The organism is Salinisphaera sp. (assembly GCF_035690525.1).
Taxonomy (GTDB): domain Bacteria; phylum Pseudomonadota; class Gammaproteobacteria; order Nevskiales; family Salinisphaeraceae; genus Salinisphaera.
In genome coordinates this window covers 1-20,786 of the sequence record NZ_DASSKM010000099.1, presented here as the reverse complement: position 1 = coordinate 20,786, position 20,786 = coordinate 1, and the positions used below count along the sequence as shown (strand labels likewise).

21 protein-coding genes and 2 pseudogenes are annotated in these 20,786 nt (G+C 66.3%); 14 read left to right on the top strand and 9 right to left on the bottom strand.

All coding sequences use genetic code 11. From position 1 onward, the window contains the following. The first annotated feature begins 51 nt into the window (after positions 1-51). The 8 genes from VFJ08_RS07240 to VFJ08_RS07205 all read left to right on the top strand — a co-directional run bounded on the left by VFJ08_RS07240 (position 52) and on the right by VFJ08_RS07205 (position 7,125). On the top strand, positions 52-828 hold the full coding sequence (locus tag VFJ08_RS07240; protein WP_324996526.1) for a heme ABC transporter ATP-binding protein: 777 nt from the start codon (positions 52-54) through the stop codon (positions 826-828). After that, positions 821-1,345, top strand: a complete 525-nt coding sequence (gene cobU, locus VFJ08_RS07235) for a bifunctional adenosylcobinamide kinase/adenosylcobinamide-phosphate guanylyltransferase (RefSeq protein ID WP_324996525.1) — start codon at positions 821-823, stop codon at positions 1,343-1,345. Before VFJ08_RS07240 ends, cobU begins: the two co-directional genes overlap by 8 nt. A gap of 416 nt (positions 1,346-1,761) precedes the next feature. Further along, the gene (gene cobT, locus VFJ08_RS07230) at positions 1,762-2,823 is read left to right on the top strand and encodes a nicotinate-nucleotide--dimethylbenzimidazole phosphoribosyltransferase (protein WP_324996524.1); all 1,062 of its coding nucleotides are present in this window, start codon (positions 1,762-1,764) and stop codon (positions 2,821-2,823) included. Next, positions 2,816-3,436, top strand: a complete 621-nt coding sequence (locus tag VFJ08_RS07225; RefSeq protein WP_324996523.1) for a histidine phosphatase family protein — start codon at positions 2,816-2,818, stop codon at positions 3,434-3,436. Before cobT ends, VFJ08_RS07225 begins: the two co-directional genes overlap by 8 nt. After that, positions 3,433-4,203: an adenosylcobinamide-GDP ribazoletransferase gene (gene cobS / locus VFJ08_RS07220; protein ID WP_324996522.1), complete on the top strand. Its 771-nt coding sequence runs from the start codon at positions 3,433-3,435 to the stop codon at positions 4,201-4,203. The genes VFJ08_RS07225 and cobS overlap by 4 nt, the downstream gene beginning before the upstream one ends. Next, positions 4,194-5,135 carry an adenosylcobinamide-phosphate synthase CbiB gene (cbiB, locus tag VFJ08_RS07215; protein ID WP_324996521.1) on the top strand — a complete coding sequence of 314 codons (942 nt, stop codon included), beginning with the start codon at positions 4,194-4,196 and terminating at the stop codon, positions 5,133-5,135. Before cobS ends, cbiB begins: the two co-directional genes overlap by 10 nt. Continuing rightward, a complete protein-coding gene (cobD, locus tag VFJ08_RS07210) occupies positions 5,126-6,145 on the top strand; it encodes a threonine-phosphate decarboxylase CobD (RefSeq protein WP_324996520.1) in 1,020 nt (339 codons plus the stop codon). The genes cbiB and cobD overlap by 10 nt, the downstream gene beginning before the upstream one ends. 113 nt (positions 6,146-6,258) lie before the next feature. Next, positions 6,259-7,125: a cobalamin-binding protein gene (locus tag VFJ08_RS07205; RefSeq protein ID WP_324996519.1), complete on the top strand. Its 867-nt coding sequence runs from the start codon at positions 6,259-6,261 to the stop codon at positions 7,123-7,125. Between the two features lie 297 nt (positions 7,126-7,422). On the opposite strand, the pseudogene VFJ08_RS07200 reads toward VFJ08_RS07205, so the two are convergent. The 7 genes and pseudogenes from VFJ08_RS07200 to VFJ08_RS07170 all read right to left on the bottom strand — a co-directional run. Then, positions 7,423-7,566 (bottom strand): annotated as a pseudogene (locus tag VFJ08_RS07200) (LysE family translocator); the annotation flags it as partial. 539 nt (positions 7,567-8,105) lie between these two features. Next, on the bottom strand, positions 8,106-8,726 hold the full coding sequence (locus VFJ08_RS07195) for a LysE family translocator (RefSeq protein ID WP_324996517.1): 621 nt from the start codon (positions 8,724-8,726) through the stop codon (positions 8,106-8,108). An 87-nt stretch (positions 8,727-8,813) separates the two neighbouring features. After that, the gene (locus tag VFJ08_RS07190; protein ID WP_324996516.1) at positions 8,814-9,746 is read right to left on the bottom strand and encodes a histone deacetylase family protein; all 933 of its coding nucleotides are present in this window, start codon (positions 9,744-9,746) and stop codon (positions 8,814-8,816) included. A gap of 17 nt (positions 9,747-9,763) precedes the next feature. Further along, positions 9,764-10,141, bottom strand: a complete 378-nt coding sequence (locus VFJ08_RS07185) for a DUF3015 family protein (RefSeq protein WP_324996515.1) — start codon at positions 10,139-10,141, stop codon at positions 9,764-9,766. A gap of 55 nt (positions 10,142-10,196) precedes the next feature. Continuing rightward, complete coding sequence (thiC, locus tag VFJ08_RS07180) at positions 10,197-12,092, bottom strand: phosphomethylpyrimidine synthase ThiC (RefSeq protein ID WP_324996514.1); 1,896 nt, start codon at positions 12,090-12,092, stop codon at positions 10,197-10,199. Positions 12,093-12,196: 104 nt separating this feature from the next. Beyond that, a complete protein-coding gene (gene pncA, locus VFJ08_RS07175) occupies positions 12,197-12,823 on the bottom strand; it encodes a bifunctional nicotinamidase/pyrazinamidase (RefSeq protein WP_324996513.1) in 627 nt (208 codons plus the stop codon). After that, the gene (locus tag VFJ08_RS07170; protein ID WP_324996512.1) at positions 12,820-14,286 is read right to left on the bottom strand and encodes a nicotinate phosphoribosyltransferase; all 1,467 of its coding nucleotides are present in this window, start codon (positions 14,284-14,286) and stop codon (positions 12,820-12,822) included. Before VFJ08_RS07170 ends, pncA begins: the two co-directional genes overlap by 4 nt. A 186-nt stretch (positions 14,287-14,472) precedes the next feature. Here VFJ08_RS07170 and VFJ08_RS07165 point away from each other — a divergent pair, with 186 nt between their 5' ends. Both VFJ08_RS07165 and VFJ08_RS07160 read left to right on the top strand, forming a co-directional pair. Beyond that, positions 14,473-15,192, top strand: a complete 720-nt coding sequence (locus VFJ08_RS07165) for a lysophospholipid acyltransferase family protein (RefSeq protein ID WP_324996511.1) — start codon at positions 14,473-14,475, stop codon at positions 15,190-15,192. Between the two features lie 103 nt (positions 15,193-15,295). Continuing rightward, the gene (locus tag VFJ08_RS07160; RefSeq protein ID WP_324996510.1) at positions 15,296-16,072 is read left to right on the top strand and encodes a lysophospholipid acyltransferase family protein; all 777 of its coding nucleotides are present in this window, start codon (positions 15,296-15,298) and stop codon (positions 16,070-16,072) included. On the opposite strand, the gene VFJ08_RS07155 is transcribed toward VFJ08_RS07160, so the two are convergent. Then, positions 16,069-18,021: a non-ribosomal peptide synthetase gene (locus VFJ08_RS07155; RefSeq protein WP_324996509.1), complete on the bottom strand. Its 1,953-nt coding sequence runs from the start codon at positions 18,019-18,021 to the stop codon at positions 16,069-16,071. The two genes, VFJ08_RS07160 and VFJ08_RS07155, sit on opposite strands and share 4 nt — an antisense overlap. Before the next feature lie 279 nt (positions 18,022-18,300). On the opposite strand from VFJ08_RS07155, the gene VFJ08_RS07150 reads away from it, so the two are divergent. Next, on the top strand, positions 18,301-18,942 hold the full coding sequence (locus VFJ08_RS07150; protein ID WP_324996508.1) for a hypothetical protein: 642 nt from the start codon (positions 18,301-18,303) through the stop codon (positions 18,940-18,942). 15 nt (positions 18,943-18,957) lie between these two features. Here VFJ08_RS07150 and VFJ08_RS07145 read toward each other — a convergent pair whose 3' ends face one another. Then, entirely contained in the window at positions 18,958-19,485 is a 528-nt protein-coding gene (locus VFJ08_RS07145; protein ID WP_324996507.1) for an NUDIX hydrolase, read from the bottom strand. A 120-nt stretch (positions 19,486-19,605) separates the two neighbouring features. Here VFJ08_RS07145 and VFJ08_RS07140 point away from each other — a divergent pair, with 120 nt between their 5' ends. The 3 genes and pseudogenes from VFJ08_RS07140 to VFJ08_RS07135 form a co-directional block, all read left to right on the top strand. Beyond that, positions 19,606-19,854, top strand: a complete 249-nt coding sequence (locus tag VFJ08_RS07140; RefSeq protein ID WP_324996506.1) for an addiction module protein — start codon at positions 19,606-19,608, stop codon at positions 19,852-19,854. Then, positions 19,851-20,147, top strand: a complete 297-nt coding sequence (locus tag VFJ08_RS15855; protein ID WP_414707041.1) for a type II toxin-antitoxin system RelE/ParE family toxin — start codon at positions 19,851-19,853, stop codon at positions 20,145-20,147. Before VFJ08_RS07140 ends, VFJ08_RS15855 begins: the two co-directional genes overlap by 4 nt. Positions 20,148-20,344: 197 nt before the next feature. Then, a pseudogene (locus VFJ08_RS07135) lies at positions 20,345-20,786 on the top strand (phosphoribosylamine--glycine ligase); the annotation flags it as partial.

Below are 20,786 nucleotides of genomic sequence, written 5' to 3'. Positions count from 1 at the left end.
TCCGCGTTCATCTGCGGACATGACTTGTAAAAATGCACGCAAACGCTGGCGATGACTCTGGCCGTTGAAAAACTGGCCGTCGTCCGCGGTGGACAGGCGCTGCTGACGGATGTCGGGTTCTGCGTGGCGCCCGGCGAGATGCTGGCCGTGATCGGCGCGAACGGGGCCGGCAAGTCCACGCTGTTGCATGCGCTGGTCGGCGATCTCGAGCCCGCGGCCGGACGTGTATTGTTTGCCGGCAGGGCGGTGGCCGGCTACGACCGGCGCGAGCGGGCCCGGCGCATAGCGTTTCTGGCCCAGGCCAGCCCGCTGACGTTTCCCTTCGCCGTGCGCGAGGTGATCGCGCTGGGGCGCAGTCCGCATGCCTCGGGCCGCGTCATCGACGCCGAGGTGATCGACCGGGCGGCGGCCGCCACCGATATCGCCCATCTGCTGGAACGGGCGTATACGCGGCTGTCCGGCGGCGAGAAGCAGCGCGTCCAGCTCGCGCGCGTGCTGGCGCAGATTTGGCGCCCCGAGGACGGGCGCGATCGGCTGCTGCTGCTCGACGAGCCCGTGGCCTCGCTGGATATCGGCCACCAGAGCCTGATCATGCGCTGCCTGCGGCGCGTCGCGGCCACCGGCGTGGCGGTGGTTTTCGTCGGCCACGATGTCTCGCTGGCCGCGGCCCACGCCGACCGGCTGATCGCGCTGGCCGACGGGGCCACGGTCGCCAACGGCACGCCGGCCGAGGTCGTCACCGAGGCCACCCTGGCCCGGGTCTTCGACGCCGAAACCCACGTCATGCCCCATCCCGTGACCGGCGCGCCGGTGGTGCTGCATGACTGACGCGTTGTCCTTTCATCATCTGATTCTGGGCGGCGCGCGCAGCGGCAAGAGCGCGTTCGCCGAGCGCGAGGCGCTGGCCACGCCGAATGCGGATCGTTTCATCTATATCGCGACCGGACAGGCGCTGGACGGCGCCATGGCCGAGCGAATCGCCCATCATCGCGCGCATCGCGACGTCCGCTGGCGGACCGTCGAGGCGCCGCTCGAACTGGCCGCCGCGATCGCGGCCCACGACCGGCCGCGCACGGCGATTCTCGTCGACTGCCTGACCCTGTGGCTCGCCAATGCCCAGGCCGCCGATGCTTGGCCGGCCGAGCGCGACGCATTGCTGGAAATCATCCCGACAAGTACTGCGCGCCTCGTTTTTGTCTCCAACGAAGTCGGTTCCGGCATCGTTCCGCTCGGCGAACTCTCGCGAACCTTCGTCGACGAGGCCGGCCGGCTGCATCAGGCGCTGGCTTCACTGTGTACCCGTGTCAGCCTCGTCGTCGCCGGCCTACCGCTTTCGCTCAAGTGACGGCTTTATCCTTTCAAAAATCATCCACAGATGAACTTGAATACACGTACATAATTATTGCGTTGTCGCGAGACATACTCGAGCTTGATGCGAATGTCGGGTTCGTGCCGCGGTTCTTTAAGAGCTTTAACCGCAGATTACACAGATAACGCAGATTAAAAGCAGCTGAATCAAAGCGATATCGTTGATGCTCGGCTCGGCGGAGCGCTGCGCCCCGGCTCATTTATCTTCCTATCTGCGTGAATCTGCGTCCATCTGCGGATAATTAAAAAACGAAACACCAGGAAATCACAGAGAAAATAAAATTTAAACCAAAAATAGTTCTTAAAATCTGCGGAATTTGCGGTTTAAAAATATCTATTATTGCCATCTGCATCAATCGGTGGCCTGTTTTAATTCGACTGGAGCGAAAACCTGTGCCCGACTTTGACTGGCTTTTCGAACCCGTGGCCCAGCTCGACGAGAGCGCGCGGGTGGCGGCGATCGCGCGTCAGAATCAGCTCACCAAGCCGCCGGGCTCGCTCGGTCGGCTGGAAACGATCGCCACCGATTTCGCGGCCTGGCAGGGGCGGGAACGACCCGCGCTTGCGCGTATCGGGCTGGCGGTGTTCGCCGGCGATCACGGCGTGGCCGCGCGCGGCGTGTCGGCGTTTCCGCAGGCGGTCACCGCGCAGATGGTCGCCAACTTCGCGGCGGGCGGCGCGGCGGTGGCGGTGCTGGCGCGCGAGGCCGGCGCTTCAATGGCCGTGGTCAATCTCGGCACGGTCACGCCCACCGACGCCGTGCCCGGCGTGATCAATCATCGACTGGCGCCCGGCACGGCGGATTTCACGCAACAACCGGCGATGGATTCCGCCACGCTCGGCGCGGCCATGGCCGCCGGCGCCGGTCAGGTGGAGCCTGGGCTGTCGCTGTTTGTCGGCGGCGAAATGGGCATCGCCAATACCACCAGCGCCGCGGCCGTGTTCGCCGCGCTTGCCGATCTGGACGGCGCGGCCACGGTCGGGCGCGGTACCGGGGTTGACGACGCCGGGCTGGCCGCCAAGCGGGCGGCCGTGGATGCGGGGCTTGCGCGCCATCGCGAACGTTGGTGCAGCGAAAGCCCGGAAACGGCCGCGCTCGCCGTGCTGGAATGCCTCGGCGGTCTGGAAATCGCCGCGCTCGTCGGCGCGTTCATCGCCGCCGCCCAACGCGCCGTGCCGGTGCTGGTGGACGGCTTCATCAGCAGCGTGGCGGCGCTGGCCGCGGTGCGGCTGAACGCGGGCGTCGCCGACTGGCTGATCTTCGGGCATCGTTCGGCCGAGGCCGGCCATGCGCGGGTATTGGAGGCGCTGGGCGCCAAGGCCCTGCTCGATCTGGACATGCGCCTCGGCGAGGGCAGCGGGGCGATGATCGCGATTCCCGTGATTCGCGCCGCGCTCGCGGTACACGCGAAAATGGCGACTTTTGCCGATGCCCGGGTCTGCTCCAATGATTGACTTCGATATGACCACGACCACGATCGATATCCTGCGCCACGCCGAATGCGAGGGCGGTTCGATCTTTCGTGGCTCGACCGATGTCGCGCTGTCCGGGCACGGCTGGTCGCGCCTGCGTCGGGTGACCCAGCCGCTGCCCGGCTGGGACGCGATCGTGACCTCGCCGATGCGCCGCTGCCGCGAGTTCGCGGCCGAGCTGGCCGAAGCCCGCGATGTACCGCTGACCGTGGACGCGCGTTTTCGCGAAATGTATTTCGGCGACTGGGAAGGCGTGCCGATCGCCGATGTCTGGGCGCGCCAGCCCGAGGCCGCGCGGGCCTGGTACGTCGACCCCGAGCAGCACACGCCGCCGAACGCCGAGTCGTTGTCCTCGATCCGCTCGCGTGTGGCCGACGGCTGGGCCGAGTTGGTGGCGGCGCATAAGGGCGCGCATATATTGCTGGTCGCCCACGGCGGCGTGATCCGCAACCTCGTCGCGCACGTGCTCGACCTGCCGCCGGTGGCCACCAATCGCTTCGGCATGCCCTACGGCTGTCGCGCCCGGATCTGCATCACCCACGACGGCGAGTCGGCTCTGCCACGGCTGATGGGTTACAACCTCGACCAGGCATGAAGCGCGCCGTCACGCCGTTGCTGCTCGCGCTGTCGCTGTTGACCACGCTGCCGGTCGGCCGTTGGCTGCCGGCGCGTATCCGCCCGCTCGATCAGGGGCGCTCGGTGGTTTGCTATCCGCTGGTCGGGCTGTTGATCGGTGCGGTGCTGGTGGCGGCCGGGGCTTTGCTGCGGGAGGCGCCGCCGCTGCTGGCGGCCGCGCTGCTGGTGGCGGTGTGGGCCGGCGTCACCGGCGCTCTGCACCTGGACGGTCTGGCCGACTGCGTGGACGGCTGGTTTGCCGGTCATAGCGATGCGACGCGCACGCTGACGGTCATGAAGGACCCGGCCGCCGGCCCGGCGGCGGTGGTCGCGCTCGTGGTCGTGTTGCTGGCCAAATTCGCGGCCCTGGCCGCGCTGCTCGGCCGCGGCGTATCGTCCGTCGGTGTGCTGCTGGCGGTGCCGATGCTCGCTCGCACGGCCGCCGCGGCTCTGATGGCGGTCACCGTTTATCGGCGCGCCGACGGCATCGCGCGCGATCAGGCAGCCACCCGGCCGCGCGGCGCCATCGTCATGGGGACGATCGCGGCGGCGCTCGTTGCCGTCTGTCTACTACCGATTGGGCTGTGGGGGCTGCTGGTGGTGCTGACGGCCGCGATCGGCTATGGCTGGCGGCGTATCTGGCAACGGCGCATCGGCGGCTATACCGGGGATGTGGCCGGCGCGCTGATCGAGTTGACCGAAACCGCGGCGTTGGTGGCGGCCGCTTGGAACCTGTCTTGGAGCTGAGTATCGCCGTGGCGGCGGCGCTGGCCGCCGACGCCGTGTTCGGCGAGCCGCGCCGGCGGCATCCGCTGGCGGCCTTCGGCCGGATCGCCGAGCGGCTCGAAAAGCGCTTGAATCGGGGCCGTCGCCGCGACGGCGTTCTCGCGCTTGTCTTATCGGTCGGCGCGCCGACCGTGGTCGTCGGTCTGATCGTCGGTATGGTCATCGCGTGGTTGCCCGAGCCGGCGGCCTGGGTATTAGCCGGCTTGGCGCTCATGCTGGCGGTCGGCCGGGCCGGGTTGATCGAACACGCCCAAGCGGTCGCCCGGCCGCTCGCCGCCGGCGATCTTGAGCGCGCGCGGCGGCGGGTGGCCGGGTTGGTCGGCCGCGACACCGAGCGACTGGACGGGGCGGGGGTACGCCGCGCCCTGCTCGAGTCGATACTGGAAAACACCAGCGATGCGATCTTTGCCTCGCTGTTCTGGTTCGTGGCCGGCGGCGCGGTCGCCGGGCCGGCGGGTGCGGCCGTGGCGGTGGTGGCGCATCGGCTGGTCAATACGCTGGATGCGATGTGGGGTTATCGGAACCCGCGATTCTCGGCCTTTGGCTGGGCCGCGGCGCGTCTGGACGACGGCATGAACTGGCCGGCCGCGCGGCTCACGGTTCTGGCTTTCGCCCTGGTGGGCGACACCCGTGCCGCGCTGGGCTGTTGGCGTCAACCGGCCGTACGCTGGTCCAGCCCGAACGCCGGACCGGTGATGGCGGCCGGCGCCGGCGCGCTCGGTATCCGCCTGGGCGGCGGGGCGTGGTATCACGGCGCTTGGCGGGAGCGCCCGGCGCTGGGCGGGCCCCGCGCGCCGGATGACGTCGACGTGGCCCGCGCGCTGGGTCTGGCCGATCGCGCGCTCGCCGTGGTGGTGGTTGTCGTGCTGATCGGAGACGGGCTATGTGCATGATTCACGGTGGAAAACTTCGCGCCGCGGCCGATCGTTACGGTATTGATGAAGCCGAGTGGCTGGATCTATCGACCGGTATCGCGCCCTGGTCGTGGCCGCTGCCGCCGTTGCCCGCCGCCGTCTGGTCGCGCCTGCCGGAAGCCGGCGACGGTCTGATCGCGGCCGCCGCCGACTACTATGGCTGCCCCGCGGATCGGCTCGCGGCGCTGCCGGGCAGCCAGTTCGCTATCCGCGAATTGCCACGGCTGTTCGCGCCGGCCACGGTCGCGGTGCCGGCGGTGGGTTACACCGAACACGCCGCGGCGTGGCACGCGGCCGGGCACAGGTTGCGTTGCTACGCGGATCTCGATGCACTCGAATCGATGCTGGCGAATATCGATCGGGCCGTGGTGCTCGATCCGAACAACCCGAGCGGCGAGCGCGCCGTTTCCGGCCGCCTGGGCCGGTTTGCCGCCGCGCTCGGCCCCGGGCGGTTGGTGGTGGACGCCGCTTTTGCCGACTGCGCCGGCGGATTGTCGTTCGACCCATTCGCGAATGATGCGATCGTGTTGCGATCGGTGGGCAAGTACTTCGGACTGGCCGGTATGCGGCTGGGTTTCGCTTTTGGCCACAAGCCGGTTATCGAGGCTTTGCACGGCGCCGTCGAGCCCTGGGGCGTGGCGCATCCGGCGCGCTGGATCGGCGCCCGGGCGCTGGCCGATCGCGACTGGCAGATCGGACAAAACGCCCGAATTCGCGATGGCGAGGCCTGGCTGCGTGCCCGGCTGGCGGATGTTTTTCCCGGGCATGGTATCGCCGGCGCCGGATTGTTCGTGACCGTCTTTTTCCCGGCGGAGGGCGCGGCGGCCGCGGCCCACGAGGCGCTGGCCCGTCGCGGCGTGCTCACCCGGCTTGGCGACAACGGGCGCTGGCTGCGCTTCGGTTTGCCGCTGAAAAGCCAGCGCGAGCGGCTATCGCAAGCCCTGACCGATATGGGGACGCACGCTTTGCCCATTAAGGATTCGAATTGATGGCGGAGCGGAATGCCGGCCGATTCCGTGCTTGTATGCGGTGGCGCCGGCGCCGCGAACCCGCGGATCGCGGGTCGGGCGCGGCAAAATTATCGACGCTCGGGCCGCTTCTCATGCTGTGGTGGTTGGTTGCGTCGCCGGCGGCCGCGGCGCCGGTTTCGGTAACCGATTTCACCGGACATGAGGTACGGCTCGATCATCCCGCGCGGCGTATCGTCGCGCTTACCCCGCACCTCGTGGAAAATCTGTTCACGGCGGGGCTGGGCGATCGCGTGGTCGGCGCGGTGCGCTATTCGAATTATCCGCCGGCGGCGAAGCGCATCCCGCGCGTGGGCGGCTACAACAGCCTGAGCCTTGAGGCGATCGTGGCAAGAAATCCGGACCTGGTGGTCGCCTGGGCCGAAGGCGGATCGCCCGATATCGTGCGTCGGCTGCGGGCGCTGGGGATCGCGGTCTATGTCGACGATCCGCGCCGGCTGTCCGGCATCGCGCGCACCATTCGCGATCTGGGCGTGCTCGGCGCCACCGAAGCCGTCGCCGATCGCGCGGCGTCGGCCTTCCGGCGCCGCATCGCGGCGCTGCGGCAACGCTATGCCGGCCGCGCCCCCGTTACCTTGTTTTGGGAAGTTTGGTCCGATCCGCTGCGCACGCTCTCCGGCGCCGGCATGACGGGCGCGGTGATCCGGCTCTGTGGCGGCGACAACATATTCGCCGATGCGCCCACGCTGGCGCCGCAGGTGAGCATCGAATCGGTGATTGCGCGTAAACCGCAGGCGATCGTCGCCTCGGGCGTGGCCGAAACCCGGCCCCAGTGGAAAACCTATTGGCAACGCTGGCCGACGATCCCGGCGGTCGCCCACGATCATTACGTGACCGTGCCCTCCGACTTGATCAGCCGGCCGACGGTGCGGCTCGCCCAGGGCGCGGCCGATCTGTGCCGTGGGTTGGATCGGGTGCGAGCCGCTGACGGAAAACGTTAGCTTGCCCCGATCCGTTGCCGGCGAAAGATCTGGGCAGTGATCTGAAGACATTTATCCGCAGATGGACGCAGATTAACGCAGATGATGTGTGCCGATTCGCGGGCCCAGCGGCGGCGTCGCCGTTCTTTCTAGCTAGGCCCGGTTCGTTATTTCCGGTTTTTCATCTGCGTCTATCTGCGTCTATCTGCGTTGATCTGCGGACAGAAAAATTGCCGTTCAGGCATCAGGATACAGTACCTTCCAAAAACTAATGTCTCCAAATTCGCATTCTCTACGAATAACAGCCGGGCCTGATGATCAATCCAGCGCCAACCAGATGCCGACGCCGATGATCAGCGTGCCGGCGATGCGGTTCATCAGGCGCACGTTGGAGCGCCGGGCCAGCATGGTGCGCGCCGCCGACCCGCCGCTGGCATAGAGCGCGAGGCAGGTCAGCTCCAAGTCTCTAGGGTCAAGTCTATTCATGACTCAAACTATTTCCGCCGCAGCTTTGTTGGCCCGCGTTCAAGCATCTTATTTCAGTCTGACCCCGGTTTCTCCGAGTTTAGGCTGAACAACGTAACGCTGTACCGCCTTCTTGATTGCCTCCGACGCTTCAGGAATCACGATCAAACCAGAGTCAATCGCTTCGACTATGGTCATTCGACGAGCCCGAATTCCTAGGACGATAAGTTGGCACTGTTCACCAACATGGTTCGCAGTCACACTATTCAGCCTATTTGTTCCATCTTGCGTTAACTTGAGCCAGACCTTATTGTCGAATATCGCTGCTTTATGCAAATTCCGGGGACAGTATATTTATCTTTGCAAATTCCGGGGACAGTATATTTATCTTTAATCTACCACCCCAATTGAGGATGGTTGAAATCCCTCGCCTTGTAGGGGAATGCATCATCTGATCGGCAAATTGGCTTGAGCTGAAGACTTGCAAAAAATATCTCTAAACTCTTGTTTCTATGGATAACAATCGGGCCTGATGATCAATCCAGCGCCAGCCAGATGCCGACGCCGATGATCAGTGTGCCGGCGATGCGGTTCATCAGGCGCACATTGGAGCGCCGGGCCAGCATGGCGCGCGCCGCCGATCCGCCGCTAGCATAGAGCGCGAGGCAGGTCAGCTCCATCGCCAGGATCATCGACAGCAGCACCGCGAGCTGGGGTGCGAGCGCGTGCCGGAAGTTCAGAAACGGCGGCAGCAGGGCGATGAAAAACGCCCAGCCCTTGGGATTGGCGATCGCGGTAACGAGCCCCTGGCCGGCGAGCTGGGCTCTTCGCGGCGCGGGTGCATCGTGGGCGATTTCGGGGATCGCCAGATTGCCGCGCGAGCGCCACATTTCGATGCCGAGCCAGACCAGATAGGCGCCGCCCACCCATTTGAAGACGGTGAACACGCCCGGGTAGCGCAACAGCACCGTCGCCACGCCAATGACCGAGGCGACGGCTACCGTGGCCACGCCGATCAACTCGCCGATCCACATCCAGGCCGTGCGCCGTACGCCGACCGTCATGCCGAGGCTCAGCGAGAGCGTCATACACAGGCCGGGCGTGAGCGAAACCAGGAAGAATGTCGGGATGAAGACCGACAGCGTGGAAAGCGTCATGAGCGAACAGTGCGCGCTAGCGGACCGCTATTATACGAGCCGTATACGAGCCCGTCGCGCCGCCGCTAATAACGGGCGGGCCGGCGATCACCCGCTTCGGGCCACCAGGGTCTTGATATGGATGGCCGCGCTCGCGGCCAGGGCGTCGAGCGCGTAGCCGCCTTCGAGCAGGCTGACGATGCGCCCGTCGCAGTAGCGATCGGCGGCGTCGGCGATGCGTTCGGTCAACCACTCGAAATCCTCGGCCTCGAGCTGGAGATCGGCCAGCGGGTCGGCGCGGTGGGCGTCGAAGCCGGCCGAGATCAGTATCAGTTCCGGTTCGTGTTCGTCCAGCGCCGGCAGCCAGTCGCGCTCGACCGCGCGCTTGAACACCGCGCCCCCGGTGCCGGCGCGCAGCGGGGTCTTGATCAGCCGGCCCGGCACGCTTTCATCCGACGTGAAGGGAAACAGCGGGTTCTGATAGGTCGAGCAGAACAGCACGCGGGGCTCGTGACGGAATACGTCCTCGGTACCGTTGCCATGGTGGACGTCGAAGTCGAGGATGGCGACCCGGTCCAGGCCGCCGGCCGCCAGCGCATGCGCGGCCGCGATCGCTGCGTTGTTGAAGAAACAAAAGCCCATGGCGCGGGCGTATTCGGCGTGGTGGCCGGGTGGGCGGACCGCGCAAAAGGCGTTGGCGACTTCGCCGGCGAGCACGGCATCGACCGCGGCCATGCCGGCGCCGGCGGCATGGCGTGCGGCGGGCAGGGTGTGCGGCGTCAGTAGCGTGTCGCCGTCGAGCGGGAGCCGGCCGGTGGTGGGTGCGATGGCCGACAGTTGGTCGACATAGAAGGCGTCATGGACGCGCTTGATCGCGTCCAGCGGCGCATCGGGCGCGGCGCGGCGATCGAGCGCCCCGGCGACACCGACCACGCCGAGCCCCTGTTCGATCGCCTGCAGACGCCCGGGCGCCTCGGGGTGGCCGCGCCCCATGTCGTGGGCGCGACACAGGTCATGACGCGAGAAATAGGCCGTGCCCATAGAGGCGCCGGTCGCGGCTAGCTGTGCTGCAGCGTGACGATGCGATCGACCAGATTGGCCTCTGCCGGATGCGCCGGATAGAGCGCCGAATAATGGCGCTGCATCCAGTGCCCGAACGCCTGGTTGTCGTTCGCGCCCAGCAGATCGGCCAGCGAATCGATGTGCTCGCCGCCGCCGGATGCGGCTTCACGCCGCAGCGCCACGCGCTGGCTGTGGGCGAACTCGTGGGCGGCGGCGAAATCGTCGTCGTTCGCCCTGCCGACGATATAGGCGGTGGTGCCGGCGGTGCTCGCCGTGGTGGTGAAATCGTGGCTGTCGTAGGCCAGGGCCGGGGTGGCGGCCAGTGTACTCAGGCTGGCGGCAGCGGCGATGGCGGCATGGCGTAGACGGATCATGGGCGGCTCCTGTGTTGGATCATTTCGTCGATTATCGTCCGTCCGAGCTGAATCGTCACCGATAGAGTTCGTGCCCGCCGTCCTTGAACTCTTCGGCTTTTTCCGTAAGCCCGGCTTTCAGCGCGTCCTCGGGGGTCTCGATGCCGCGCTGGGCGGCGAACTCGCGCACTTCCTGGGAAATGCGCATGGAACAGAATTTCGGCCCGCACATGCTGCAGAAATGGGCGACCTTGGCGCTGTCTTTCGGCAGGGTTTCGTCGTGGAATTCACGCGCCTTGTTCGGATCCAGCCCCAAGTTGAATTGATCGTCCCAACGGAATTCGAATCGTGCCTTGGACAAGGCATTGTCGCGGATCTGGGCGCCCGGATGGCCCTTGGCCAGATCGGCGGCATGGGCGGCGATCTTGTAGGTGACGATGCCTTCGCGCACGTCGGCCTTGTCCGGCAGGCCGAGATGTTCCTTAGGCGTGACGTAGCACAGCATGGCGGTGCCGTACCAGCCGATCTGGGCCGCGCCGATCGCCGAGGTGATGTGGTCGTAGCCGGGGCCGATGTCGGTGGTCAGCGGGCCCAGCGTATAGAACGGCGCCTCGTGGCAGTCGGCGAGCTCCGCGTCCATGTTCTCCTTGATGCGCTGCATCGGCACGTGGCCGGGGCCCTCGATCATCACCTGCACGTCGTGGTCCCAGGCGATTTTCGTCAGCTCGCCGAGCGTGGCCAGCTCGGCCATCTGGGCCTCGTCGTTGGCATCGGCAATCGCGCCGGGCCTGAGGCCGTCGCCGAGAGAAAAGGCCACGTCGTAGGCCTTCATGATCTCGCAAATATCCTCGAAGTGCTCGTAGAGGAAGGATTCCTTGTGATGGGCCAGGCACCACTTGGCCATGATCGAGCCGCCGCGGGAGACGATGCCGGTGACGCGGTTAGCCGTCATCGGCACAAAGGGCAGGCGCACACCGGCGTGGATGGTGAAATAGTCCACGCCTTGCTCGGCCTGTTCGATGAGGGTGTCGCGGAACATTTCCCAGGTCAGTGCCTCAGCCTTGCCGTCGACTTTTTCCAGCGCCTGATAGATCGGCACCGTGCCCACCGGCACCGGCGCATTGCGGATGATCCACTCGCGGGTCTCGTGGATGTGCTTGCCCGTACTGAGATCCATGATGGTGTCGCCGCCCCAGCGCGCCGCCCAGACCATCTTCTCGACCTCCTCGGCGATCGAGGACGTTACCGCCGAGGTGCCCATATTGGCGTTGATCTTGACCCGGAAATTGCGGCCGATGATCATCGGCTCGGATTCGGGATGATTGATGTTGTTGGGGATGATCGCGCGCCCGGCGGCGATCTCGTCGCGCACGAATTCGGGCGTGACGGGATCGGGAATGCTCGCACCGAAACCCTCGCCCGGATGCCGGCGCAGCAGGCGGGAATCGCGAATTTCGTCGATCTTCGCGTTCTCGCGGATGGCGACGTATTCCATTTCCGGGGTGACGATGCCTTGCCTGGCGTAGTGCAGCTGCGAGACGTTGGCGCCGGGTCTGGCGCGGCGCGGCGTGCGTACGTCGGGAAAGCGCAGGTGGCCGGTGGCGGCATCGGCGGCGCGCGTGCGGCCGAATTCGGAGGACAGGCCGGCCAATACCTCGGTGTCGCCGCGTTCTTCGATCCAGGCGGCTCGAAGCGCGGCCAAGCCGCGCGTCAGGTCGATCGCCGCGTCCGGGTCGGTATACGGGCCGGAGCAGTCGTAGATCGTGATCGGCGGGTTCTTTTCCACGCCGAAGGTGGCCGGGGTGTTGCTTTGCGCGACCTCGCGCATCGGCACGCGGATATCGGGCCGGGAACCGGTGACGTATATGCGTTCGGAATTAGGAAACGGTACGCGCATTTCGTCGGCTAGACGGGCGGAAACGGCCAAATTCTTGGCTATATTCTTGGCCAAATCCTGGGGCAGAGCACTCATAGTCGAATCCCGGGCAAGTTAGGAAACATCGACCCTAGCAAGGTCGGGTGATCGGTGAAATAAGCATAAGTCTAGGGGGTTGTCGCAGCGGCGGCCAAAGCGCGCTAACCGTGCGCGGCCAGCGCGCCGCTGGCGACGCATTCGGCGCCGGCGGCGCGCATGGCGTGGATGGCCGCTTTGGTATCGCCTTCGTGCATGTTCACGCCGCGCGTGCCGTCGACGATGAGCGTGACGGCAAAGCCTTCCGCCAGGGCGTCCATGACGGTGAACTTCACGCACACGTCGGCGGCCAGGCCCATGACGAACAGCCGGCTCGTGCCGAGCCGGTGGAGGAGCCCGGTCAGGCCGGTGTCCTGGCGATGATCGTTGTCGTAGAAGGCGGAATAGCTGTCGATGCGGCGGTTCTCGCCCTTGCGCACCACATGGTCGATATGCGCGACCTCGAGCGCCGAGGCGAAGCCCGCGCCGGCGCTGTTCTGTACGCAGTGCGGCGGCCAGAGAATCTGCTCCAGGTCATCGACTTCGGTGACCTGAAAGGGCTCGAAACCGGCGTGCTGCTCGGCGAACGACAGATGATCGGCCGGATGCCAATCCTGGCTGGCGACCACGCGGGGAAACAACGGCATCAGCCGGTTGGCGATCGGCACCACGGTATCGCCCGCGGCCACGGCGAGCGCGCCGCCGGGCAGGAAATCGTTCTGAATATCGACCAATAGCAGGGTGTCGGTCATGTGCCCTCCGATTGCCGGCCGTTGAGATGACGCTGGGCGAGCCAATCGCGCAGGGCGTCGGTGGATTCCTCCAGATAATGATCGACCACCGCCGGATAGTTCGGCCGATCGGCGAAATAAGCGAACTGGGCCATGGCGTAGTCGCGAATCGCGCCCAGCTCGGGCGAGGAAGTCACGCGGGCGCCGTCCTCGATGACCGGGCGCAACATCTCGATGTGCGGGGCGCCGGCATCGAAGCGGTGCTCGTACTCGGCCACGCCGCCGGCCCAGGCGGTGGACCAGGACGCCTCGTCGTAGAGCAGGTCGGCGATCGGGTTGGCCTCGTCGTCGGTGAAACGACGCACCTGTTGCACGCCGGGTCGTGTGAGCTTGCCGGGCGTGTCGCTCATCTTCATGCGATACGACCAGCGGCCGCTGTCCTCGCGGATCGCGGCGAGCTTGTATACGCCGTCGAGCGCGGCATCGGGCTGGGCGGTGGTCAGGCGCGTGCCCACGCCCCAAAGCACGATCGGCGCGCCGCGCGATTTCAGATCGGCGATCGCGCGTTCGTCCAGGCTCGAACTGGCCGCGATCTTGGCGTCGGGAAACCCGGCGGCATCGAGCCGGCGCCGGGCGCGGCGGGCAAGCTGGGCCAGATCGCCCGAATCCAGCCGGATGCCGGCCATCTCGTAGCCGTGCTCGCGCAGCTTGTCGCCCGCCCGGATCGCGTTCTCGATGCCTTCCAGCGAGTTGTAGGTATCGACTAGGAACACGCAGTTGTTGGGTAGCGCGCGGGCATAGGTATCGAAGGCGTCGATCTCGTGATCGAAGGCCATCACCCAGCCGTGGGCGTGGGTACCGGACACGGGAATGCCGAACAGCTGCCCGGCCAGAACGTTGGACGTGCCGGCACAGCCGCCGATATAAGCCGCGCGTGCGGCCGACACGCCGCCGTCGATGCCCTGGGCCTTGCGGAGCCCGAAATCGAGCACGGCATCGCCTTCGGCGGCGTGCGCGATACGGGCGGCCTTGGTGGCCACCAGCGTCGGGAAATTCATCAGGTTGAGTAGCGCGGTCTCGAGAATCTGGGCTTCGAGGATCGGCCCGCGTACCCGCAGCATCGGCTGATGCGGAAACACCGCGGTACCCTCGGGCACGGCGTCCACCTGGCCGATGAAGCGGAAATCGCGCAAATAGTCTAGAAAGCCAGGGTCGAACAGGGCCTCGCCGGCGTTGTCCTTGAGCGTGGCCAGATAACTCACGTCCTCTTCGGCGAAGCGCAGGCCGCAGATATAGTCGATCGCGGTCTCGATTCCGGCGGCCAGCGCAAAGCCGTTGTCGAACGGGGCCTGGCGGAAGAACAGATGAAAGACCGCCTCGCGCTGTCCCGTGCCGTTGTACCAATGGGCATAGGCCATGGTCAGTTGGTAGAGGTCGGTCAGCAGCGCGGGAGCGCGGCCATAGAGCTTCTCGATTGCGGACATCGCGTCGTTCTTTGGTGCCGGTCGGGCGGGCCGGGCCCCGGCCGATCGGTTAGGCTGTGGGGCGAAAGTAGGCGCTACGACATAAAAACCATCGTAGCCCGAATAGTAGCCCGAATACGTATATCGCCAGTCTACCGGTATCCTTTTATTAACCAATACCCCGCGGCTCGCCGTGGGGCCCTCCCCATGAGCGAATCGCGCCAGCACCAGCAGAAAACCGGCCGCACGCCGCTGTCGCGACGCCAGCGCCTGCTGATCGCGATCGCCGCGCCGTTGCTGCGGCTATTGGCGCGGGCTCTGCTGGGCACCTGCCGCAACGTGGGCGTGCATGGCGCGCGTCATCTGGACGCGCTGATCGCACAGGAGCGCTCGGCCTTGTTGTGTTGCTGGCATCAGCGGCTGCCGTACTGCGTCGGCTGGCTGCTGGCCGCGCGCTCGCGTGGGCTGAACCCCGGTTTTTTGGTATCGCCCTCGCGCGACGGCGAGCTGATCGCGGCCGTGGTCGGCGGCCTCGGCGCCACCGTGCGGCGCGGCTCGGCCAACCGCACCGGCGCGCGGGCGTTGCGCGAGATGTATGCCACGCTCAAGGCCGGCGTCTCGCCCATCATCGCGGCCGACGGCCCGCACGGGCCGGCCCGCGAGGCCAAATCCGGCACCCTCATGCTGGCCCAGATGACCAAGGCGCCGCTACTGCCGATGACGTTCGCCGCCGATCGCTACTGGCAGCTAGGCTCCTGGGACCGAATGATCATCCCCAAGCCGTTCGCCCGGGTCACGCTCTGTATCGGCGAACCGGTCGACGTGGCCCGTGGCCAGGATAGCGAGACGCAGGCGCGGCTGTTGGCCGAACGCCTGAACGCGCTCGACGCCGACGCCGATGCGGCGGTTGCGCGCTCGTCCGCGTAGCCAGGTGTAGGCGTGAATCAGACCGACGTTGTCGTTCATGGCAACGATCGGCTCCATCAATCGGTGGCAGGAAGGCTGCCGCCGAACACACCAGGACGCATGTATGGCGCAATCCTCCGAGTCACCGGGCCGGTCGAAGCATCGTAAAAACAAAGACCGCAAATCCGGCTGGCGCCGGGCGTTTGTAGCGTGGCTCGCCGAATGGGCGGTTTCGCGGTTCATATGGCTGCTCCGACTGACCTGCCGCGTGCGCATCGTGCATGGTCAGGCGCATCTCGATGCGGCGCTGGCGCGGGGTACGGCGGTCGTGCCCTGTGCCTGGCATCAGCGCTTGGTGCCGAGCGCCCTGTTTCTGCGCGCGCAGCGATCACGGGGCATGCGGGTCGGTTTCTTGATAAGCCCGTCGCGCGAGGGCCTGTTCATGTGCCGGGTGGCGCGGGCGCACAAGGTCGAGGCCATATGCGGCTCCTCCAGCCGCACCGGCAAGGAAGCGATGCGCGCGCTCACCGAAGCCGTGGGCGTGGGCATATCGCCCATGATGTACGGCGATGGCCCGCGCGGCCCGGCCCGGGTGTTCAAACCGGGCGCGGTGGTGCTGGCGAGCCGGGCCGGGGCGCCGCTGTTTCTGGTCGGTGCGGCCGCCAGCCGTTATTGGCAGGTCAAATCATGGGACAGTTGCCACGTGCCCAAACCGTTCTGCCGGTTCGATATCGCGATCGATGCGCCGTGGCCGGTCGGCGCGCTCGAAGGCACGCAACAGGCCGAGGACATCGCAGCCGCGCTCGGGCAACGGCTAGATGTGCTGAACAAGATCGCCGAGACCGGCTCACCGCCGTCGGATAGGCGCCGGTCTGAGCGCTCGCCCCCGCCGCGTGGCTAGGCGGCTGTCTCGGCTTTCAGAAACGCCGCCAGTTCATCGATGGTCGAATAATCAAACAGATCGTTGATCTCGATAGTGTCCGGCCAGCGGGCCTCGATGCCTTCGTGAATTTGCGCCAGTTCCAGCGAGGACAGGCCGATCTCGAACAGATCGTCGCCGGTGCCGATCTTCTTGTCGGGGGCGACTTCGTCGCAGATCGCTTTGAGTTCGTCGGCGATGCCGGCATTTTGCGCGGGCTCGCCGGCGACGTCGGTAGCCGCGGCCAGCGCATCGAGTTCGGCGATGACAGCGTCGAAGGCGCCCTCGGCATAGTCGCGGGCGAGTACCGCCCGCTGTAGCTTGCCGCTGGTGGTTTTGGGGATCTGGCGCACGGGTACGACGCGGTCCACGGCCAGGCCGGCGCCGTGGTTGACGCGGTGGGCGACGGCGCGGGCGATGGGCAGAAAATCCTCGGTGCGGCCGCGAAAGACCACGAACAAGACCAGTTCGTCGGCATCCGCGCCGGGCGCGCGTACGCCGGCGGCCGCGATCTTGTTCAAATCCACGCCGTCGGCGCCCTGCGCGATCGCTTCCATATCCTGGGGATAATGATTGGCGCCGTTGATGAAGATAATGTCCTTGGCGCGCCCGGCGATATACAGATCGCGGTCGTGGATGAAGCCGAGATCCCCGGTATCCAGCCAGCCGCCGCCGACCAGCGCGGCCGCGTTGGCGTCGGGGTTGGCATGGTAGCCGGCGGTGACGTTGGGGCCTTTGATCCAGACCCGCCCGACCGTGTCTTCGGCCAGCGCGGCGCCCTCGGCGTCGGCAATGACGAGATCCGCGCCGGCCACCGGGCGGCCGAGGTTGACCAGTTCGATCGCGGTATTGGAATCGTCGCGACGCACCGTATCGCCGATGCCGAGCGCGCCGCGCGCGACCGTGAACGTGGAGAGCCCCACGCCGGGCCGGGGAAAGGCCGCGGCCAGGCTCGCCTCGGCCAGGCCGTAGACACAGAACATCACGTCGCGCGCCAGGCCGACGGGGGCCAGCGTGTCGAGAAATTCACGCGCCAGCGGCGCGGCGATCGGTTCGGCGCCGTTGTAGATCAGGCGCACGCTCGACAAGTCGATGTCCGGCAGACCTTTCGAGCCGATCGCGCGCAGCGTGTGGCGATAGCCGAAGTTCGGCGAGCACAGCAGCGTGGCCTGCTTCTCGGCCGCCTTGTCCAGCCATAGCAGCGGCCGGCGGGCGAACAGGTCGGTCGCCATCAGGTGATGATCGAAGGCATGAACGGTAAGCGTCAGATGAAAACCGATCAGGCCCATATCGTGGGTGAGCGGCATCCAGGACAGCGCGACTTCGCGCTCGCCGAACGCCGAACCCTCGGTAATGGCGGCGATATTGGCGAGCACGTTGGCGTGGCTTAAGACCACGCCCTTGGGATCGCCGGTCGAGCCGGAGGAAAACTGGATGAAGGCGGTGTCCCCGGACGCGATCGCGGCGCGCTCGGCGGCCTGCTCGACCGCGGGCGGTTCGTCCGAGATGGCGTTGTCGGCCAGACGCTCGCCGGCCGCGGCCGTACCCTGGGCCTCGAAGTATCCGAGGATGCGTTCCATATGGCGGGCGCCGGTGACCACGCGGGGCTCGCCGGTATGCGACCACACCTTCGCCAGCTTGGCCAGATGCGCGTCGGTCGCGCCCGCGGCCACGGGCACCGGCGTCAGTCCGCCGTAGATCGCCGCCCAGTAGAACTGCAAAAAGCGCAGGTTGTCGGCGATGTAGAGGATCAGCGGATCGCCCGGCTTCGCGCCCTCGGCCTGCAGCACGGCGAGCACGCGCAGCGCGGCGCGCTGCAATAGCCGATAGCTCAGCCGGCGCTCGTCGTTGGCGCCGTCGATGAAGCCGATCTCGCCGTCGGTCTTGGCCGCGGCGTCCAGTGCGTCGGCCAGCGTGTCGAACAAAGTCATAGCGATGTTATTCGTGTCGCGGGAGCGACGATCGTCGTTAGCGGGGCGCCAATTGTAAATAAATTCCGTCCGCCGGCCGTAGATTGATCGCCGATTCGATCGCCGGCTCGCCCTCGCCGCGCCAGCTCGGCGCCGCTCGCGGGCCGGGTGGAGGCGCCGGCGTGGCATCATTCGGGGTACGAACCCCGGATTCGCTCATCGCGGTCATGCCCGGCTCGCCGGCGTTCGGGCGCCGCGATAGCCACAACAAAACATTTCGATTACATTAAAGAATCGTTTATGCTTGTAGTGTACATCGTTCTCGACGACGAGTACGAGGATATTTTCGCCCGGCATCCGCCCGCGCTCGCGCCGCCGGCTTATCGCGAGCGCATCGCGACGATGACCAGCCGCGCCGCCCGGGCGCGGACGATGGCGGGGCTGTGGCTGCTCGAACAGGGGCTGGCGGAGTTGGGCTGTCGTGAAGCGCGGATCGAACGCCTAGGGTTTGCCCCGGGCGGCCGGCCGGTATTCGCGGTCGGCCCGTGGTTCAGCATTTCCCATAGCGCGCAGCTCGTGGCCTGTGCGGTCAGCGAGCGCTGTGCGGTCGGTCTCGACGTGGAGCGACGCCGCAACGGCGTATCAGCGCGGTTGCGGCACGCGATCGCGCCGAACGGCGATTTCTTTGCTTCCTGGTGCGCCCGCGAGGCGACGGTCAAAGCCAGCGGCCGGGTCGGGCTCGCCCGTATTCGCGCGGTGGCGATCGACGGCGATAGCGCGTATCTGGACCGGCGCGGCTGGCGCCTCACGCCGCTCGCGCTGGCGCCGGGTTACGCCGGCTGCGTTGCCGCCGGCGCCGCGATTGCGCCCGGAGCCATCGAATGTATCGACTGCGCGGCCCGGATTGACGCAAACAGTGTTCGAGGAAACGGTCGAACCTGATCTTTTATGGCCGGGTCAGCCTCGCTCACGGCGGATGAAATATAGCCCGGTGTAGATTTTGGGGTCGACGGCCAGGCCGTCGCGCTCGCGTTCGGCCAGCCAGTCGTCGATCCGATCCAGGGTGATCGCATGCACGGTGATGTCTTCGCTGTCGTCGCCGCCGCCGTCGCCGACGCGCTTAAGATCGAGAGCGCGATAGAACCACAGCGTTTCGCCCGACAGGCCGGCGCTGGGCGGCCCGCCGGTCATGTATTCCAGCCGCGCGGGGGAAAAGCCGGTTTCTTCCTCGAGCTCCCGCGCGGCGGCCACGGCGAGCGTTTCATCCTCCTCGCCGGCGATGTCGCCGACCAGGCCGGCCGGAAGCTCCAGCACCGGCCCGCCGATCGCCGGGCGCGGCTGCTCGACCAGCAGCAGTTCATCGTCCGCGGTGACGGCGACGATGATGACCGCGCCGCGCGCGTTCACCCGCTGGACGAATTCCCAGGTGTCGATGCACTGCAGACGCAGATATTTGCCTTCGTAAAGCGTTTGTCCATCTGCCATGGTGAAAGCGCTGTCGGATAAAGCCGCCCAGTGTAGAGCCTGTGCCCCGCCGCGGCGAGCTATCGGCGCCCTAAGTCGGCCTAAATCGGCGTTGGGTACAATGCTTGAGAGTGCGCTAAAATGAAGTTTATGAACAATCAAAATGAACTCGAAATCGAGCGGCATGCTCTGGAAATCCCACCAGAAGCGCGGTTGCGGCTCGCGGCCAAGCTTTTATCCAGCGTGCCAAACACGGCTCGTTCCAGTCTTAGTGAAGAACAGGCATTGGATTTGGCCGAAAAGCGAGCCGAAGAATTGGATAGCGGCAAGGTCGCGGGGCTTGACTATCGCGAAGAGATGGATCGCATTCGCTCGTCGCTGTCTCGATGAGGCTAATCATTCATCCCGAAGCGTCTGCTGACATTCGGGAGGAAGCGGAATACTACGAGGGGAAACAGCCGGGACTGGGGCTGGCGTTTCTGCAAGAAATAGATTCGGCCATAGAATCAATCGTGTCTATGCCCGAAGCATTTCCCAAACGTCGCAAAAATATCCACATGTTCGTTTTGTCTCGTTTCCCATTTTCCGTGCTATATCGCGTCCACAACAACGAGCGTGGTCTTGAGGTATTGGTAGTACGTCATCACGCTAGGCATCAAGACTATGGAATGCACCGGGCGTAGTTCATGCCCAACATTGCGCTGCACCTGACCGCTTTAACCGCTGGCGCGGTTAAAGTTCCCTCCGCAGCCTACGGCTGCTCCGGCAGCAGGTGAGCTGGGGCGATATATCGGGTATGCGAAAGGCTCGCCTTTGCTAAGCTTGCGCCGCCCCGAGGGGCTACGAACTCGATGACCAACCGCGGAGACCGGCGCGCGCCATGAGTACAGCAGCACATCGCATTCTCATCGTCGGCGGCGGCGGCCGCGAGCACGCCCTGGCGTGGAAGCTGGCCGCTTCGCCCCGGGTCGATCATGTTTATGTCGCGCCCGGCAACGCGGGCACGGCGCGTATGCGCGACGCCAGCAACGTGCCGATCAGGGTCGATGCACTCGATGCGCTACGGGATTTCGCGCTCGACAACGCCGTGAGCCTGACCGTGGTCGGCCCCGAGGCGCCGCTGGCCATCGGCATCGTCGATGTGTTCACGGCGGCCGGGCTGGCCTGTTTCGGGCCGACCCGGGCGGCCGCCGAACTCGAGGCGAGCAAGGCGTTCTCCAAGGATTTTCTGGCGCGCCACGATATTCCGACCGCGGCCTACGCCACCTTTGCCGACTACGACGCCGCGGCGGCCTATATCGAGGCCCGCGGCGCGCCGATCG

Excerpts from the sequence above, each read along its gene's own strand:
- VFJ08_RS07240 (WP_324996526.1), top strand. The coding sequence starts at position 52 with ATGACTCTGGCCGTTGAAAAACTGGCCGTCGTCCGCGGTGGACAGGCG.
- cobU (WP_324996525.1), top strand. The coding sequence starts at position 821 with ATGACTGACGCGTTGTCCTTTCATCATCTGATTCTGGGCGGCGCGCGC.
- VFJ08_RS07225 (WP_324996523.1), top strand. The coding sequence starts at position 2,816 with ATGATTGACTTCGATATGACCACGACCACGATCGATATCCTGCGCCAC.
- cobS (WP_324996522.1), top strand. The coding sequence starts at position 3,433 with ATGAAGCGCGCCGTCACGCCGTTGCTGCTCGCGCTGTCGCTGTTGACC.
- cobD (WP_324996520.1), top strand. The coding sequence starts at position 5,126 with ATGTGCATGATTCACGGTGGAAAACTTCGCGCCGCGGCCGATCGTTAC.
- VFJ08_RS07205 (WP_324996519.1), top strand. The coding sequence starts at position 6,259 with ATGCTGTGGTGGTTGGTTGCGTCGCCGGCGGCCGCGGCGCCGGTTTCG.
- VFJ08_RS07195 (WP_324996517.1), bottom strand. The coding sequence starts at position 8,726 with ATGACGCTTTCCACGCTGTCGGTCTTCATCCCGACATTCTTCCTGGTT.
- VFJ08_RS07190 (WP_324996516.1), bottom strand. The coding sequence starts at position 9,746 with ATGGGCACGGCCTATTTCTCGCGTCATGACCTGTGTCGCGCCCACGAC.
- VFJ08_RS07185 (WP_324996515.1), bottom strand. The coding sequence starts at position 10,141 with ATGATCCGTCTACGCCATGCCGCCATCGCCGCTGCCGCCAGCCTGAGT.
- thiC (WP_324996514.1), bottom strand. The coding sequence starts at position 12,092 with ATGAGTGCTCTGCCCCAGGATTTGGCCAAGAATATAGCCAAGAATTTG.
- pncA (WP_324996513.1), bottom strand. The coding sequence starts at position 12,823 with ATGACCGACACCCTGCTATTGGTCGATATTCAGAACGATTTCCTGCCC.
- VFJ08_RS07170 (WP_324996512.1), bottom strand. The coding sequence starts at position 14,286 with ATGTCCGCAATCGAGAAGCTCTATGGCCGCGCTCCCGCGCTGCTGACC.
- VFJ08_RS07165 (WP_324996511.1), top strand. The coding sequence starts at position 14,473 with ATGAGCGAATCGCGCCAGCACCAGCAGAAAACCGGCCGCACGCCGCTG.
- VFJ08_RS07160 (WP_324996510.1), top strand. The coding sequence starts at position 15,296 with ATGGCGCAATCCTCCGAGTCACCGGGCCGGTCGAAGCATCGTAAAAAC.
- VFJ08_RS07155 (WP_324996509.1), bottom strand. The coding sequence starts at position 18,021 with ATGACTTTGTTCGACACGCTGGCCGACGCACTGGACGCCGCGGCCAAG.
- VFJ08_RS07150 (WP_324996508.1), top strand. The coding sequence starts at position 18,301 with ATGCTTGTAGTGTACATCGTTCTCGACGACGAGTACGAGGATATTTTC.
- VFJ08_RS07145 (WP_324996507.1), bottom strand. The coding sequence starts at position 19,485 with ATGGCAGATGGACAAACGCTTTACGAAGGCAAATATCTGCGTCTGCAG.
- VFJ08_RS07140 (WP_324996506.1), top strand. The coding sequence starts at position 19,606 with ATGAAGTTTATGAACAATCAAAATGAACTCGAAATCGAGCGGCATGCT.
- VFJ08_RS15855 (WP_414707041.1), top strand. The coding sequence starts at position 19,851 with ATGAGGCTAATCATTCATCCCGAAGCGTCTGCTGACATTCGGGAGGAA.